Annotated in this window: 16 protein-coding genes; 4 read left to right on the top strand and 12 right to left on the bottom strand. The window is 74.5% G+C overall.

Annotation, left to right across the window (positions count from 1 at the left end; translation table 11 throughout):
• The first annotated feature begins 57 nt into the window (after positions 1-57).
• Positions 58-1,500: an MFS transporter gene (locus AB0D01_RS29030; RefSeq protein WP_363060326.1), complete on the top strand. Its 1,443-nt coding sequence runs from the start codon at positions 58-60 to the stop codon at positions 1,498-1,500.
• Positions 1,501-1,508: 8 nt separating this feature from the next.
• Here AB0D01_RS29030 and AB0D01_RS29025 read toward each other — a convergent pair whose 3' ends face one another.
• Positions 1,509-1,919, bottom strand: coding sequence for an MmpS family transport accessory protein (locus AB0D01_RS29025; RefSeq protein ID WP_363060324.1), 411 nt, complete (start codon positions 1,917-1,919; stop codon positions 1,509-1,511).
• 133 nt (positions 1,920-2,052) lie between these two features.
• Between AB0D01_RS29025 and AB0D01_RS29020 the strand changes: the two genes are divergently transcribed.
• The 3 genes from AB0D01_RS29020 to AB0D01_RS29010 all read left to right on the top strand — a co-directional run bounded on the left by AB0D01_RS29020 (position 2,053) and on the right by AB0D01_RS29010 (position 4,285).
• Positions 2,053-2,286 carry a DUF6296 family protein gene (locus AB0D01_RS29020; protein ID WP_363060322.1) on the top strand — a complete coding sequence of 78 codons (234 nt, stop codon included), beginning with the start codon at positions 2,053-2,055 and terminating at the stop codon, positions 2,284-2,286.
• Between the two features lie 47 nt (positions 2,287-2,333).
• Positions 2,334-2,927 carry a YdeI/OmpD-associated family protein gene (locus AB0D01_RS29015; RefSeq protein ID WP_363060320.1) on the top strand — a complete coding sequence of 198 codons (594 nt, stop codon included), beginning with the start codon at positions 2,334-2,336 and terminating at the stop codon, positions 2,925-2,927.
• Positions 2,928-3,028: 101 nt separating this feature from the next.
• Positions 3,029-4,285, top strand: a complete 1,257-nt coding sequence (locus AB0D01_RS29010; RefSeq protein ID WP_363060318.1) for a hypothetical protein — start codon at positions 3,029-3,031, stop codon at positions 4,283-4,285.
• A gap of 1 nt (position 4,286) precedes the next feature.
• On the opposite strand, the gene AB0D01_RS29005 is transcribed toward AB0D01_RS29010, so the two are convergent.
• The 11 genes from AB0D01_RS29005 to AB0D01_RS28955 all read right to left on the bottom strand — a co-directional run bounded on the left by AB0D01_RS29005 (position 4,287) and on the right by AB0D01_RS28955 (position 14,785).
• A complete protein-coding gene (locus AB0D01_RS29005; RefSeq protein WP_363060316.1) occupies positions 4,287-5,159 on the bottom strand; it encodes an RNA polymerase sigma-70 factor in 873 nt (290 codons plus the stop codon).
• A gap of 50 nt (positions 5,160-5,209) precedes the next feature.
• Complete coding sequence (locus AB0D01_RS29000; protein WP_363060314.1) at positions 5,210-5,809, bottom strand: HutD family protein; 600 nt, start codon at positions 5,807-5,809, stop codon at positions 5,210-5,212.
• An 87-nt stretch (positions 5,810-5,896) separates the two neighbouring features.
• Entirely contained in the window at positions 5,897-7,357 is a 1,461-nt protein-coding gene (locus AB0D01_RS28995) for a VWA domain-containing protein (protein ID WP_363060312.1), read from the bottom strand.
• A 150-nt stretch (positions 7,358-7,507) separates the two neighbouring features.
• Positions 7,508-7,711 carry a cold-shock protein gene (locus AB0D01_RS28990; protein ID WP_007268031.1) on the bottom strand — a complete coding sequence of 68 codons (204 nt, stop codon included), beginning with the start codon at positions 7,709-7,711 and terminating at the stop codon, positions 7,508-7,510.
• A 221-nt stretch (positions 7,712-7,932) separates the two neighbouring features.
• On the bottom strand, positions 7,933-8,595 hold the full coding sequence (locus AB0D01_RS28985) for an NAD(P)-binding domain-containing protein (protein WP_363060310.1): 663 nt from the start codon (positions 8,593-8,595) through the stop codon (positions 7,933-7,935).
• Positions 8,596-8,811: 216 nt separating this feature from the next.
• Entirely contained in the window at positions 8,812-10,173 is a 1,362-nt protein-coding gene (locus AB0D01_RS28980) for an FAD-dependent oxidoreductase (protein ID WP_363060308.1), read from the bottom strand.
• 139 nt (positions 10,174-10,312) lie between these two features.
• Positions 10,313-11,446, bottom strand: coding sequence for a YncE family protein (locus tag AB0D01_RS28975; protein WP_363060306.1), 1,134 nt, complete (start codon positions 11,444-11,446; stop codon positions 10,313-10,315).
• Positions 11,443-12,063 (bottom strand): ankyrin repeat domain-containing protein, encoded by a 621-nt coding sequence (locus tag AB0D01_RS28970; protein ID WP_363060304.1) that lies wholly within the window; start codon positions 12,061-12,063, stop codon positions 11,443-11,445. Before AB0D01_RS28970 ends, AB0D01_RS28975 begins: the two co-directional genes overlap by 4 nt.
• A 190-nt stretch (positions 12,064-12,253) precedes the next feature.
• Complete coding sequence (locus AB0D01_RS28965; RefSeq protein ID WP_363060302.1) at positions 12,254-12,787, bottom strand: GNAT family N-acetyltransferase; 534 nt, start codon at positions 12,785-12,787, stop codon at positions 12,254-12,256.
• An 81-nt stretch (positions 12,788-12,868) separates the two neighbouring features.
• Positions 12,869-13,834 (bottom strand): 2-oxoglutarate and iron-dependent oxygenase domain-containing protein, encoded by a 966-nt coding sequence (locus AB0D01_RS28960; protein WP_363060300.1) that lies wholly within the window; start codon positions 13,832-13,834, stop codon positions 12,869-12,871.
• A 396-nt stretch (positions 13,835-14,230) separates the two neighbouring features.
• Entirely contained in the window at positions 14,231-14,785 is a 555-nt protein-coding gene (locus AB0D01_RS28955) for a hypothetical protein (RefSeq protein ID WP_363060298.1), read from the bottom strand.
• Positions 14,786-14,970: the final 185 nt, after the last annotated feature.

Raw genomic sequence — 14,970 nt, 5'->3', positions numbered from 1 at the left:
GCGGGCGAGCGTCCCCGCAGGGACCACCGGATACTGGAAGTCCCCGGAGGAGGCGCCATGACCACACGCGCGGGAACGGTGGGGGCGGGGCCCCGGTTCGACCGCCGCGACCGGGCGGTCATCGCCGCGGCCGCCATCTCCATGTTGCTCGTGCAGATGGACTGGTTCGCGCTGAACCTCATGCTGCCCGTCATCGGGCGGGACTTCGACACCCCTTCCACCGACCTCCAGTGGCTGGTCAGCGGCTACATGCTCACGCTCGGGGCGCTGATGATCACCGGGGGGCGCGCCGCCGACCTGTGGGGGCGAAGACGCGTCCTCGTCACCGGCCTCGTCGGCTTCGCGGTCGTCTCGGTCGTCTGCGCCGCCGCGCAGAACACGGCGTGGCTGACCGCCGGGCGCGCCGTCCAGGGCTGCACGGCCGCCCTGATCATGCCCGTCTCGGTCGCCGTGGTCACCGCGTACTTCCGCGACGAGCGCCAGGGGCGCGCCGTCGCCACCGTGCTCGCCTTCAGCGCGATCGGCACGGCCCTCGGCCCCTTCGTCGGCGGAGCCCTCGCCGAGCACGTGAGCTGGCGCGCGGTGTTCCTGCTGAACGTGCCGTTCTGCATGGTCGCGACCCTGCTCCTGCTGCGCCACGTCGCCGAGACCCGCGACGAGACGGCCGGTCGGGCGCCCGACCTGCCCGGTGTGGTGACCCTGGCCGGGGGCCTCACCGGCATCATGATCGGCGTGGACCAGGGGGAGCGCTGGGGCTGGACCTCACCGGCCACCCTCGGCTGCGTGGCCCTCGGCGCGGCGCTCCTGGCGGTGTTCGTCCGCGTGGAGCGGCGCTCGGCGCAGCCGCTCCTGGACCTCGCGCTGCTGCGCAACGGCCCCTTCGTCACCGTCACCCTCGCCGGATCGCTGTCCAACGTCGTCTACTGCCTGGTCGCGGTGTTCTCCGCGCTCTACCTCCAGCAGGCGCGCGGGCTCTCGCCCCTCGACTCCGGGCTGGTCTTCCTGGCCCTGTCGGTCGGCGCCGGCGCCGCGAGCTACTGGTCCGGGCACCTTGCGGAGCGGATCCGCCCCGAGACCCTGATGGCGGGCGGCATGCTGCTGAGCGGCATCAGCCTGTTCGCGCTGACCTGGGTGACCGACCTCGTGGTGTACACGGCCGTCTTCGCGGTCGTGGGCCTGGGCGTCGGCCTCGCCTGGGCGCTGACCAACGTCGCCACCCAGTCCTACGTCGCCCCCGGTCGGCTGGCCGCCGCGTCCGGACTGGTCCTGACCTCGCTCGTGCTGCTGGGCGCCGTCGCGGTGGCCGTCGCCTCCACCCTGCTGGAGGTCATCAGCGGTTCCGCGACCCGCGCCGCGTCCGACGGCGCGGCCATCGAGACCCTGCTGCGCGGGGCCGCCGCCCTGGCGGTGCTGGGGGCCGCCGCGATGGCGGCGGTCGGGCGCCGCGACCCGGAGCGCGCGCCCGGGCAAGGCCCTGGGAGCGGTCCGGGCGCGGTGTGAGGCGCGGGCTAGGAACCGGCGACGGGGGAGACGGCGACGCAGCCGCCGGCGGTCACGAGGCCCTCGGCGGACTGCTCGGCGACGACCTTGCCCTTGTAGGTGATCTTGCAGGTGACCTGGGCGCCGGTCACGTCCGCCGCGGTGGGCACCACGGAGGACGGCATGATGCCGCGCAGGGTGACGGTCTTGGTCCACGGCAGGGTGGGGTTCTGCACGGTCTCCGTCTTCGGCTCCGTCGCGGTGCCGCCGCCGGCGGCGAACTCGATGGAGTCGACGCCCTTGCCGGTGACCTCGTAGGTGACCTCGTACGTCTCGTCGACCACCTTGTCGACCTGGTCGACGGCGTCGGAGGCGGAGCAGGCGCTCACCGCGAGCAGCAGCGCGGCGGTGAGGACGGAGGTACGGGCGAAGCGGGACATGGCGGGGGGAACCTCACGGTGCTGATCGGAACGGCTACGACCCCAAGCAACCGTAAAGCGCCGGTAAAGTCAAAAGGCGGGCCGGGCCGGCACCGCTCACGATGGAGATGCGGGCAGCGACAGGAGCGAGCCGATGGACGTCCGACGGTACGAGCTGACCTTCCCCGACGGATCCGGCGCGGCCGGGGACACGGTGGTGGTGGAACGGACCGAGGGCGTCGGGCCCGGCGGCCACCCCGTCTACGCCGACCGGAGCGGCATCGTCCGCGCCGAGATCAGCGACCGCGGCGAGGTCCGCATGCTCGCCTCCGGAGCCCACCAGAAGCTCACCCCGCCCACCGCGGCCCGCCCCCTCCCCCGCGACTGACCCCTCCCCCACCCCGCCGGGCTCCGCGCGGCCATAGCCTGGGCGCCATGGACGAGTTGAACGGTGTGGAGATCGTCGCCTTCGCGGACTCCGGGGCCTTCGAGGCCTGGTTGGAGGAGCACCACGCGCGCACCGAGGGCGTGTGGATCCTGCTCGCGAAGAAGGGTTCGGGCATCCCGAGCGTGAGCGGCGAGGAACTGGTGGACGTGGGGCTCTGCTTCGGCTGGATCTCCGGGCAGCGCCGCTCCCACGACGAGCGGCACTACCTCCAGAAGTACGTGCCGCGCCGCCCCCGGAGCCTGTGGTCGCGGGTCAACGTCGAGAAGGTGGAGGCGCTGACGGCGGCCGGGCGCATGCGCGCGCCGGGGCTCGCCGAGGTCGACAGGGCCCGGGCGGACGGGCGTTGGGAGGCGGCCTACGCCTCGCAGCGGACGGCGACGACACCGGCGGACCTCCAGGCCGCGCTCGACGCCGACCCGGTCGCCCGGAAGTCCTTCGAGGCCCTCGACCGGACCGGGCGCTACCGGTTGATCCTGCCGCTGCTCCAGGCCCTCACCCCCGCCGCGCGGCGCACCCGCCTGGACCGCGCGCTCGCGGCCCTGCGCGGCCCGGAGCCGACCGGCGGGGTGGAAGAGGGGTGAATACGTATCCATCATGACAGGTCAGAGGCCGTTTTCGTAGGACGGACGGCACAGTCGTGAAGCCTTGAGCGGGGGCACGTCCGGATCCCAGAATCACCGTCATGAATTCATCCGGAAACGTAGATCATGACGCGGTGCTGCGGGCACGGACGACTCTGCTGGGCTCGGGGACGCTCAGCCCCCTGGACGAGATCGAGGCCTACCGGGTGCTCGCCGACGTGAGCCCCCTGACCTACCGCCCCAAGCTCGTACGGGCGTTGATGCGGCGGGGCGGCGCGCCCGAGTTCTGGCACCGCCCCGACGTACGACTGGCCCTGTACGGCCGCGCGGCGGACGCGGCGCGGGACCTCGACACGGCGTACGGGCAGCGTGAGGTGCTGCTGTTCGAGGCCCTCGACCGGCTCCAGCGCGAGCTGTTCGCGGCGGACCGGCACGAGGAGGCCCGCGCCGTGCGCGCGGAGTCGGTGGAATCGGGGTGGGAGGGCTTCACCCGGGGACGGGAACCGCACGGACGGCTGGCCGTCGTCCTGGCCGAGGAGGGCCGGCACGCCGACGCCGCGGGCCTGTGGGGGCGGGAGGTCGACGCCGCCCCGTCCGCCCGGTGGCCGGCGCTCGCGGCGACCGCCGCCCTGGAGGCCGCCGGCCGGCACGCCGAGGCGCTGGAGACCTTCGCGGCGTTCGTCGACGCCGGCCGCCGGGCGCGGGACACCGCCGAAGCGGCGGCGACTACGGCAACGGGGGCGGCGGCCACGAGCGCGACGGCATCGGCGACGATCGACCTGGTCCACCGACTGGCGTACCTGTCGAGGATGTCGGAACACCACGCCGACCCCTGCCAGGCCCGCGCCGCACGGGCGGAGGCGCTCACCCTGCTCGGCACGATCGCCGAGGGCGCGCGAGAACAGCCGCCCACGGGAGGCGACCCGGCCTTCTGGGCCGCCCTGTTCGCCATGTCGGCCGCGGATCGGGAGCCGCGGGCGACCCCGGACGCGGCGGGCCCCGCGTTCGGCGAGACACCGAGCGCCTGGTCGCACCACGTCCGGCGGGCGTACTTCGACGGCGTCCCGGCCCTCGAAGCGGCGGTGGCCGCCGCCGGATCCCCGGCCGAACGGCTCGCCGCCCAGCGCCGGTCGACCGCTGCGGTGACGCTCCGTCACGTGCACGGGGATCGCCCCGTGATCGAGCTGGCCCCCCTCTTCGACGAAGGGGTCCGGCTCGCGCGGGACCTGCCGGAAGCGGCGGACCGGGAGACGGCCACGGCGACCGCGCTCACCGACCGCGCCCTGTTCCACCTCGCCGGCGGGCGCCCCGGCCCGGCCCACGCGGACCTGCGCGAGGTCGTGGGCCCGGAGCGGTGACTCAGGTGCGCAGCCCCGCCAGCTTGTCCGGGTTGACCTGGAAGCGGAGGGTGCGCATCAGGCCGCCTTCCAGGTCGTAGGTGAGCGCGCCGAGCGGGGCGCCGTCGATCCGGGCGAGGATGCCCGACTCGCCGTTGATGACGGCCTCTTCGATGGTGACCCCGGCCATCGCCGGCTTCGACAGGACACCCAGCAGGAAGCGGGCGACGTGGTCGACTCCGTGCAGCGGCCGGCGGGCGGCGGAGACCTTGCCGCCCCCGTCGGACCAGGCGGTCACGTCCGGGGCGAGCAGCTCCATCACGGCGTTCAGGTCGCCGCCCGCGCAGGCGTTCATGAAGCGGGCGGTGACCCGCTCCCGCTGCGCGGCGTCGCTGTCGCAGCGGGGGCGGCGGGCCTGGACGTGTTTGCGGGCACGGTGGGCGATCTGTCGGACCGTCGGCTCCGGGCGGTCCAGGACCTCGGCGATCTCGGCGTGCGAGTAGCCGAAGGCCTCGCGCAGGACGAAGACGGCCCGTTCGACGGGGGTGAGGGTCTCCAGGACCACGAGCAGCGCCGTCGAGACGCTCTCGGCCAGCTCCCCCCGCCGGCCCGCGTCGGGTTCGGTGAGCAGCGGTTCGGGCAGCCAGGGGCCGACGTACTCCTCGCGGGTGGCCCGGGCCGAGGTGAGGCGGTTCAACGAAAGGTTCGTGACGGTCCGCACGAGGTACGCCTTCGGGTGGCGCACCCCGGAGCGGTCGGCCTTGTGCCAGGCGAGCCACGCGTCCTGGACGATGTCCTCGGCGTCCGTGACCGTGCCCATCATCCGGTAGGCGGTGGAGAACAGGAGCCCGCGGTGCTCGTCGAAGGGGTCCGTCTGGGTTTCGGTCGCGATCACCGGCTGATTGTGCCCAGGGCCGGGGACACCGGCAAGTGGGGCCGCCCGCGTCACCCCCGCCGGGTGAGGACGACGACGGCGACGCGGCCGTCGGTGCGGACCGTCCCGCCCGCCGGGCCGACGAACAGGGCCGCGTCGTACGGGCCGAGTGCGAAGGCTCCGTCCACGCCCGCCCCGTGGGGGGACACGACGGCCGGGCCGTCCAGGGCCACGAGGAGCAGGGTCTCGTCCGTCCCCGTGGCGAGGGTGGACTCGCCCCGGACGACGGCGGTGCGCGCCCTCGCCTCGCCGCGCCGGTACATGACGTTGAAGTTGACGACGGGACCGTCCAACAGGCGGCACGCGGTGGGGACGTCGCCGGGCAGGTCGCGGGGCGCGTACCGCTCGTCGAGGAGCCGCCGCTCCCCCGCGATGGTCAGGTCCATGCCGGCGCCCTCGGCGAGGGTGAGGGTGCGGTCGACGCCGGGGAACTCCGAGAAGGGGCCGTCGGCCGCGACCTCGGCGAGGCTGACCCGCCAGGCGAAATCGGCGGTTCCCGCGCCCTCGGGGTACGCGGCGATCTCCCGGGTCACTCCGCCGCCGTTCTTCCAGGGCGTGGCCGCGCGGTCGGCGGCGCGCAGGATCCGGACGTGGACGGGGCCGCTGGTCATGGGGGTCCTTCCCTCGGGTCCGTACGTCCGTGACCCTATCCCCGCCCCCGCCCGCCCCGCCGCGCGGGGGCGGGGCGGGCGTACTGGTCAGCGCAGGATGCCCGCCTGGCGGGCGGCGCGGATCCAGGAGGGGAACTCCGACAGCAGGCGGTCGTACAGTTCGGGGTCCGAGACGCGGTCGATGTCGTCGACGGCGAAGAAGCCGACGTTGTCCACGCGCCGCCCCGGCATGGTGTCGAAGCGTTCCAGGACCCCGAATCCGGCCCGGCCGAGGCCGACGAACTGCCAGAACACCGGTTCCTCGACGGCCGCCCGCAGTTCCCGTTCGATCTCGTCGTTGCGGTAGACGCCTCCGTCGGAGAAGAACAGGACCAGGGTGGGGGCGGGGACGGGGTGGGACCGGACGTAGTCCCGGACCTCGGCGATGACCTTCTGTTCCTCGTTCTGGAAGCCGACCGCCCGCATGTCGACCTGGCCGGGCACCAGGCCCCTCGGCGGCTTCTTGCGTCCGAACACGCTCATCTGGCCGACGCGCACGTGCAGGCGCAGCCACTCCGGGAGGTCGCCGATGGTGAGGTCGGGCAGTCGGGCCGGGTTGGTGGCGAAGGTCCACGCCTGCATCTCGCCGTCGTCGTCGAGTTGGGCGGCGACGGCGGCCATCCGCTCCACGACGCCGGCGACCGTGCCGCGCGCGTAGAGGGTGCTCATGGATCCCGAGGCGTCGAGGACGAGGACCACCCGGGCGGTGACGTCTCCGGCGCCCTTCTTGGCGAGGCTGACCGCCACCTGTTGTTTGCGCAGGGAGAGCCGGATGCGCATGTCCATGGGGAGGTCCGCCTCCCCCTTGACCAGGCGTACGGCGGGTTCGGGCGCCGGCGCGACGGGCGCGGGCGTGGGCGCGGGCTGTGCCGGGGTGGGCCAGACGGGGGGCGGGGTGGGCGTCGGCGCGGGCACGGTGACGGGCGGGACCGGGCGTACGGGGGCGGCGGGCCGTACGGGCGGGGCCGCGGCGACGGGTGCGGCGGCGGGCGGGGCGTCGTCCACGGTGATGCCGTAGTCCGTGGCGAGTCCGGCCAGCCCGCTCGCGTAGCCCTGCCCGACGGCGCGGAACTTCCAGGCCCCGGCGCGCCGGTACAGCTCGCCGCTCACGAAGGCCCGTTCGGGCCCGGCCTCCATGTCGAAGCGGGCCAGTTCCGCCCCGGAGGCCGCGTCGAGCAGCCGCACGTGCAGACCGGGGACCTGTCCGAAGGTGCCCCCGTCGGCGGAGGCGCAGAGGATGACGCGTTCCACAGCCGGTTCCAGCGCGGCGAGGTCCACGTCGAGGGAGTCGGCTCCGGGTCGCTTGCCGAGGTGGCGGACGGTGCCGGAGGGGTGCCGGGGCTGGTTGTAGAAGACGAAGTCGTCGTCGGAGCGCACCCGTCCGCCGGCGGCGAGCAGGAGCGCGGAGGCGTCCACGTCCGGTACGCCGGGCCCGGCCGACCAGCCGAGCACCGCTCTGACGGAGGTTGCCACCACGGGCAGGTTGGCGCCTTTGCTCAGTGTCGTCACGCGGGACAGTCTGCCAAGCGGGTGACCGGTGGGGTAGCGGTTCCCGGTCGATCGGGCGGGGCCCGCGCGGGGCGGGAGGCGGGGGGCAAGGCCGGGGCCCGCACCGCGTCGCGGTGCGGGCCCCGGTCGGGGGGCGCCTCGGCGGAGGGCTCAGGCGGGCACGATGTTCTCGGCCTGCGGGCCCTTCTGGCCCTGCGTCACGTCGAAGTTGACCTTCTGCCCCTCCTGGAGCTCGCGGTAGCCCTGGGTGGCGATGTTGGAGTAGTGCGCGAAGACGTCGGCGCCGCCGCCGTCCTGCTCGATGAAACCGAAGCCCTTTTCCGCGTTGAACCACTTCACGGTGCCGGAAGCCATGGGATTCTCCTTGGGGTCAGTACCCGGTGCCGCACCGTGCGACGCCGGCGTCGCCGTGATGTTCGACCCGTCCGAAAATCATCCGGAAATACAAAGTGCGCCCGCCGGGTGAATCCGGTGGGCGCACCTGAAATATTTGGGAACCACACCCGCAACTGGATGTCACCGTAGCACAGAGAAACGATCCGGAAGCGGAGCGTCACGGCTGTTGTCGGCGGGTCTCAGCCCCGGAATTCCTCCGTGCGCTCGGCGGAGGCCTCGGCGAGGGCGGCGGTCACCGCGTCGACGCCGGCGCGCAGGCCGTAGACCGGTGTGGCGGGCTGCTGGCGCCAGGACTCGTCGATGCCGCCGGCGTCCACGGTGTCGAAGCCGATCTCCTCGATGAGGGCGCGGACGGTCTTCTTGGCGCTCTCGTCGTCACCGGCGACGGGGATGGCGATGCGGTCCGGGTCGCCCGCGGGAAGGGGCCGGTCGACGATGTCGGCGGCGTAGGTCCCGTTGAAGGCCTTGATCACGGGGTGGCCGATCTGTCGCTCGGTCCACCGGCTCTCCGTCAGGCCCTCGTCCTCGATGGCGGCGATGCGGCCGTCGCGCACCCGCGGGTAGTAGTTGCCGGTGTCGATGACGGCGAAGCCCTCGGCGGCCCCGTCGAAGATCCCCGCGGGCAGGTCCGGCACGTTCTTGAACGGGATGGTGACGACGACGATCTCGGCTCCGCGGGCGGCTTCCGCGACGGGGACAGCGGTGGCGCCCGTCTCGGCGACGAGGGCGGCCAGGGTCTCGGGGCCGCGGGAGTTGGCGACGGAGACCTGGTGTCCGAGGGCGGTGAGCCGGCGGGTGAGGTTGCCGCCGATGTTGCCGGCGCCGATGATGCCGATCTTCATGAGCTCTCCAGTGCGTACGGAATCGGATATCGCGTCTTTCCGAACCGCGGGCGGGCCCGACGCATTCCGGTTTCCGTGACCTTTCCGTCACCGCGATCGCGCGGCGCTTCCGCACGGGTGAATTCCGGCCGAGGGGCGCGGCGGCGCGGCCGAAAGCCGGAGGGGCCCGCCGACGGCGGGCCCCTCCACGCTGATCGCTCCGTCACCGGCCGCGCGTCACGCGCCGCTGGCGTCGAGCATCTCCTCGCGCTCCACGAGCTTCACGCGCTCGCGGCCCTGCGGCTCGCCCAGCGCCTTCTCGGCGGCGTCCAGCCGGTACCAGCCCTCCCACGTCGTGTAACGGACCTGACGGTCCGCGAGGAAGGTCTCGACGGCCTCCGGCTCCGGCGTGGCCGGGGTGAGGAGCCGGCCCTCCGCGTGGTCGGCGAGCAGGTTGGCGACGGTCTCGTTCGCGTCGCCCTTGGTGTGGCCGATCAGACCGATCGGGCCGCGGCGGATCCAGCCGGTCACGTACGTCGACGCGAGGTGCGCGCCGTTCTCGATGACCCGGCCGCCCTCGTCGGGCACGGTGCCGGACTCGACGTCCCAGGGCAGCTTGGGCAGTTCGTCGGAGAGGTAGCCGACGGCCCGGTAGACGGACTGGACGTCCCAGGTGGTGAACTCGCCGGTGCCCTTGACGTTGCCCGTGCCGTCCAGTTCGGTGCGCTCGGTGCGCAGTCCGACGACCTTGCCGTCCTCGCCGACGATCTCCGCCGGGGACTCGAAGAAGTGCAGGAACAGCTTGTGCGGGCGCTCGCCGATGTCGCGGATCGCCCAGTTCTCCAGGGTCTTGGCGACCATGTCCGCCTGCTTGTTGGAGCGGCGGGTGGCGATCGAGCCCTCGTCGTAGTCGATGTCCTCGGGGTTGACGATGACCTCGATGTTGGGCGAGTGGTCGAGCTCGCGCAGCTCCATCGGGCTGAACTTGGCCTGCGCCGGGCCGCGGCGACCGAAGACGTGGACCTCCACGGCCTTGTTGGCCGCCAGGCCGTCGTACACGTTGGCCGGGATCTCGGTGGGCAGCAGCTCGTCGGCCGTCTTCGCGAGGATGCGGGCCACGTCGAGGGCGACGTTGCCGACGCCGAGGACGGCGACCTTCTCGGCGTCGAGGGGCCAGGTGCGGGGGACGTCCGGGTGGCCGTCGTACCAGGAGACGAAGTCGGCCGCGCCGTAGGAGCCGTCGAGCTCCACGCCCGGGATGCTCAGGGCGCGGTCGGCGGTGGCGCCGGTGGAGAAGACCACCGCGTCGTAGAAGGAGCGCAGCTCGTCGAGCGAGATGTCGTTCGGGTAGTCGACGTTGCCGAACAGGCGGACCTGCGGCTTGTCGAGCACCTGGTGCAGGGCGGTGATGATGCCCTTGATGCGGGGGTGGTCGGGCGCGACGCCGTAGCGGATCAGGCCGAAGGGCGCGGGCATCCGCTCGAAGATGTCGATGGAGACGCCGGGGGTGGTGGCAGCCTCGGACTTCAGCAGCGCGTCGGCCGCGTAGATACCGGCGGGGCCGGCGCCGACGATTGCTACCCGCAGAGGGCGAGGCATGACAGGGTTCCCTTCGACCGACAATCTGACTGATCACGGCAACCCTAAACTAAGGTCACCCTAACCCGGCACCCGCCCCCCGGTTATGACCCCATAACCCGATCTTATGGCTTTCCAAAGATTCGCTTGGGGGCCGGCTTCACAGGACGGCGACGCCCAGCGGCAGGCTGCCGGCCGCGAGCCGGCGGGTGGCACCGGAGGCGAGGTCGACGACCGTGATCCCGTCCCAGCCGCCGTCCCGGGTGAATCCGCCGGTCACATAGGCCGTGGCCCCGTCACGGGAGACGGTGACGTCCTCGTGCGGACCCTCCAGCGGGTACACCCGCTCACCGCCGTCGGGGGCCCGGACCGTGAGCGAGGGACCCTTGCCGTCGGAGGGGTCCACGGCGCCCGTGCCCACGATCAGCAGCCGCCCGTCCGGGGCGAGCGCGGCCCCGTGCTGGTGGGTGTCGGCGGTCAGCGCCTCGACCGAGACACGACCCGTCCTCGGGTCGACGACCGCGAGCCGCTCCCCCTCGAAGGGCAGCAGCAGCCGGCCGTCGGCGGGCCGGACCGCCGCGTAGTGCGGTTTGAGCCAGGAGCCGAGGCCGCCCTCGGTCCCGTACGGCGCGACCTCGATCCGGCGCGGCGTCAGATCGCGCGCGGAGACGACGGTGACGTCGAAGGAGTCGTGGCCCGTGGCGTACACCTCGGACCCGTCCGCGGCCACGTCCACGTCGAAGGGCCGCCGGCCCACCGGGACGGTGGCGGTGACCCGGTTCGTCGCCGTGTCGATCACCTCCAGGACGCCGTTCCCGCCGGGAACGTTGACCCCGACCCAGGCCCGGGCGCCGTCCGGCGACAGGGCGATGCCCATGCCGCCGCCCCGGTACTCCCCGCCGGTGACCGGGCCGGTCGCCGTGCGGTACGGCACGAGCGCCGACCGGGTCCGGGTGCGCGTGTCGACCACCGCCACGCCCTCGGCCGTGGCCACCCAGGCCCGCCCGTCCGCGCCGACGGCCAGGCCGTACGGGGCCCTGCCGACGCGGACGGCCCCCAGGGAGCCGCGTACGGGGTCGACGAAGGTGACCGTGTCGGAGCCGAAGTCGGCGACGAGGAGCGTGCCGGCCGGGGTGGCGCTCGCGCTCGGCAGCGGCGCGGCGGGCGGCGCGGCCGGGCGGGGGCGGTCCGCGTCGGCCCGGGATCCGGGTCCGGGGGCGGCGCAGGCCCCGAGCAGCAGGACGGCGGCGAGCGCGGTGAGCCCCGTACGGGGAAGGCGGCGCGCCCGGTTCACGAGGTCCTCCCGGCGGCGGCGCGGACCTCGGGACCCAGCAGGCGGGCGATGCCGGTGAAACCGCGCCGGACGGCGTGCGCGTGGGGGGTGACGCCGTCTTGGTCGCCCCGCTCGGGATCGGCGCCGGCGGCGAGGAGCAGCCGGACGACCTCCTCGTGACGCGGCCCGCCGTCGCCGAGGATGACCGCCTCCAGCAGGGCGGTCCAGCCGAGCCGGTTGACGTGGTCCACGTCGATGTCGCTCTCCGCGAGCAGGGCCCGGACGTAGGCGGTGTGGCCCCGTTCGGCGGCGGGGACGAGGGCGGTGCCGCCGAAGCGGTTCGGTTGCCTCAGGTCGGCGCCCGCGGCGAGCAGCGTCCGCATCATGCGGACGCCGCCGGTGACACCGGTGACCAGCCAGGGACTGTCGGCGCGGGCGTCGGGGGCGTTCGGGTCGGCGCCCGCCGCGAGGAGCAGCCTGGCCACGCCGACGTGGTCGGCGAGGGCGGCCCGCAGGAGCGGGGTGCGCAGGTCCTCGTCCCGCGCGTCGACCCGTGCCCCGGCGGCGAGCGCCGCGCGCACGGCGGACTCGTCGCCGCGGGCCGCGGCCTGCGACAGGGCTCGGTCGTGCGGGTTCATGCGGTGCCTCCCGGTTCCGGGGCGGGCGGTGCGCCCGGTGGCCCGTGCCCCCGGTGGCCCGCGCCCCTCCCCCATGGTGGGCGCGCCCGCCGCGGCGAGCGGTCCGCTCCGCGGCCAGGCCTCGGGGGCGTTCCGGTGGACGCGGGGGTCATCCGATCGGTCGATGCGCGCCGGCGGGTCCGCGGGGGCGTCAGCCCTCGTACTCGGTGAGGTCGATGCTGTGGAGGGTCAGGAGCCCGCCGGACACCGGGTCGGGGACGGTTGCGTCCTCGGTCATGCCCAGCTTGCGGATCACGTTCGCGGAGGCCTCGTGGCCGGCGCGGTTGGCGCACACGACGCGGTCCAGGCCCCGGTCCTGGAGGGCGAACTCCAAGGTGGCCTGGGCGGCTTCGGAGGCGTAGCCCTGGCCCCAGAAGGGGCGCCCGAGGCGCCAGCTGATGCCGACCTGGTGTTCCAGCTCGGTCGGGCCCTCGGGGGCGGACAGGCCCACGGCCCCGATGAGTTCGCCGGAGGCGAGGAGTTCGACGGCGAAGATCCCGAAGCCCTCGTCGTCCCACTCCTCCTCCCAGCGCTCGATCGCCCCGGCGGTCCCGTCCAGGTCGAGGACGGAGCCGTCGCCGATCCAGTGCATCACCTCCGGGTCGGCGTTGATCTCGGAGAGGGGGGCGAGGTCGTCGTCGCTCCAGCGGCGCAGGAGGAGGCGGGGGGTGCGGATCTCGGTCATGCCCCCATCCTGCCGAACGCGGCCGACCAGGGGTAATCGGGTCCCGGGGCGGGCTCCGCGGGCCCCGCGTCGCTCGCGGGATCAGCGGACGGTGATCGCGTCCAGCTTCCCGCGCAGGTAGGCGTGCGAGTCGACGGGTTCGTGGGCCACGCGGCCGAGGGGGGCGGGCAGGGACTCGACGCGGGTGTGCGGGTCGCATTCGTAGAAGTAGACGAGGGAGAGGAGTTCCTCGGCCGGCGCGTCGGCGGGCGGCGGCAGCACGCGGTGGCGACCGGCCCGCCAGCGGTCCCCGGTCCAGCGGGCCAGGAGGTCGCCGATGTTGACGGTGAGGGCGGCCGGGTCCCAGGGGGCGTCCTGCCAGCCCTCGGCGTCGGTGTGGATCTGGAGGCCGCCGGCGCCCGGTTCGCGGTCGAGGACGGTGACGGTCCCGAAGTCGGTGTGCGCGCCGATGCGGAACTGTCCGGGCAGGGGTGCGCCGACGGTCCCGGTTCCCGGGTACCAGTTGACGTTGAACCCCCAGGTGGGGTGCCCGGTGTGGCGGGTGAAGTGGTCGTCGGGCAGGGTCAGGGCCGCCGCGAGCAGCTCCAGCAGTTCGTCGGACAGGGCGCGCATGGCGGCGAGGTACGCCTCGACCGGCGGCCGCAGTTCGGGGACCTCGGCGGGCCAGGTGTTGGGGCGGAACCACTGCGCGTCGACCTCGGGGACGCCCGTCGGGTCCTGGGCGGCCCAGGACCACGACTCCTTCAGGTCGGGCGGGGAGGGGCGGCCCTCCGCGTAACTGTTGGCCTCCGCGCCGGGGCCCAACCAGCCGCGTCCGCCGACGTCGACCGCGTAGGGCCGCTTGTGCGCGGGCGGCAGCCGGAAGAAGGTGCGGGCGGCCTCCCGGATCCGTGAGGCGAGCGCCGGGTCCACTCCGTGGCCGGTGACGAGGAGGAAGCCCGCGCTCTGGAGGGCCTCGTCGACCCGGGTGGCGATCCGGGCGCGCGCGGCGGGCCCGCCCGAGCGCCACGGCCCGAGGTCGATCACGGGGACCTGGGAACTGACCATGCCGGTGCCTGCCTTCCGGGGTGGGGCGGGAGGTCCGGTACGAGCGTAGGGGTTCGACGGCGCCCCGGCCCGGTACACGGCGGGACGCGGCCCGGACGGGCGGCGCGCGTTTTCCGGCCGGGCGCGCGGCGGGAGGGCGGAGAGCGCCGGCAGCGGGCGGCATGCGCGCACCGCGGCGGGCGGGAGCCGCCCGGGCGGACGGCTCGCGGCGGACGGCGCGGGTTTTCCGGCCGGGGCGCGGTGACGGGCCGGACGGGCGGCGCGTGGGGCCCGGACGGGCGGCGGGCGGCCACCGGGTGCGCGACGGACGGCAGGCGCGGGCGGGAGCAGGCGGGGGGCCCGCAGCGGCGGCGGTCGACCGGGAGGTGGGCGGCCCGCACCCCGTCGGCCGGGGGCTCAGTCGGGGAGCGCCGTGCCGCAGCGGGCGCAGTAGCGGGCGTCCGCCTCGGCGGCGAGGCGACCGCAGTCGGCGCAGACCCGGTGGAGCAGGCAGGCCGGCTCTCCGCCCTCGGCGGGCGCCGGGTCGACCGGTCGGCCCCCTACGGCCCCGGCCCCGCTCCCGGGACCGGCCTGTTCGCCCGCCCGGACGCCGCCGATCCCCAGGCCCGGGCGCCGGGTGTGGACGGTGAGGTACGTCATGCCGTCCGGACCGGCGGTCAGCGACCGGCGGGCCCCCCGGGCCAGCCAGAACGCGGAGTGCCGGCGCAGCCGGTGCGGGCCGTCCTCGGTGTCGATCCGCCCGGCGCCCTCCATGACGACGAGGAGCACGTCGAGGACGGGCTCCGCGTGTTCGGCGATGACCGCGCCGGGGCGCAGCCTGACGAGGTTGGAGTCCAGGCCGCGGCCGGTCCCCGTCAGCCGCCACAGCGCGCCGCTCGCCTCGGCGGGGGCGTCGGCGATCACCGCGTCGAGGTCCGTGGGGAACCCGGCGAGGTGCGGGTGCGTCGTCATGCTGGTCCTTCCCTGCCTTCAGCGCGTGCCCTGGCAGTCATACACGATCACCGGGGGTCCTTCGGGGGCGATCCGGTCATCGCGTGGTCTTTCCGTCCCACCCCCATCATGGGCCTCGTACGCGTGACCGATAGGCTCGTGGCCGGATCGCGTCGGCCCACCCCTGCCGCCGACGCGCGGGCCGC

This window comes from Streptomyces sp. NPDC048606, from assembly GCF_040650855.1.
Lineage (GTDB): Bacteria > Actinomycetota > Actinomycetes > Streptomycetales > Streptomycetaceae > Streptomyces.
This window is presented reverse-complemented; position numbering and strand designations above follow the sequence as displayed.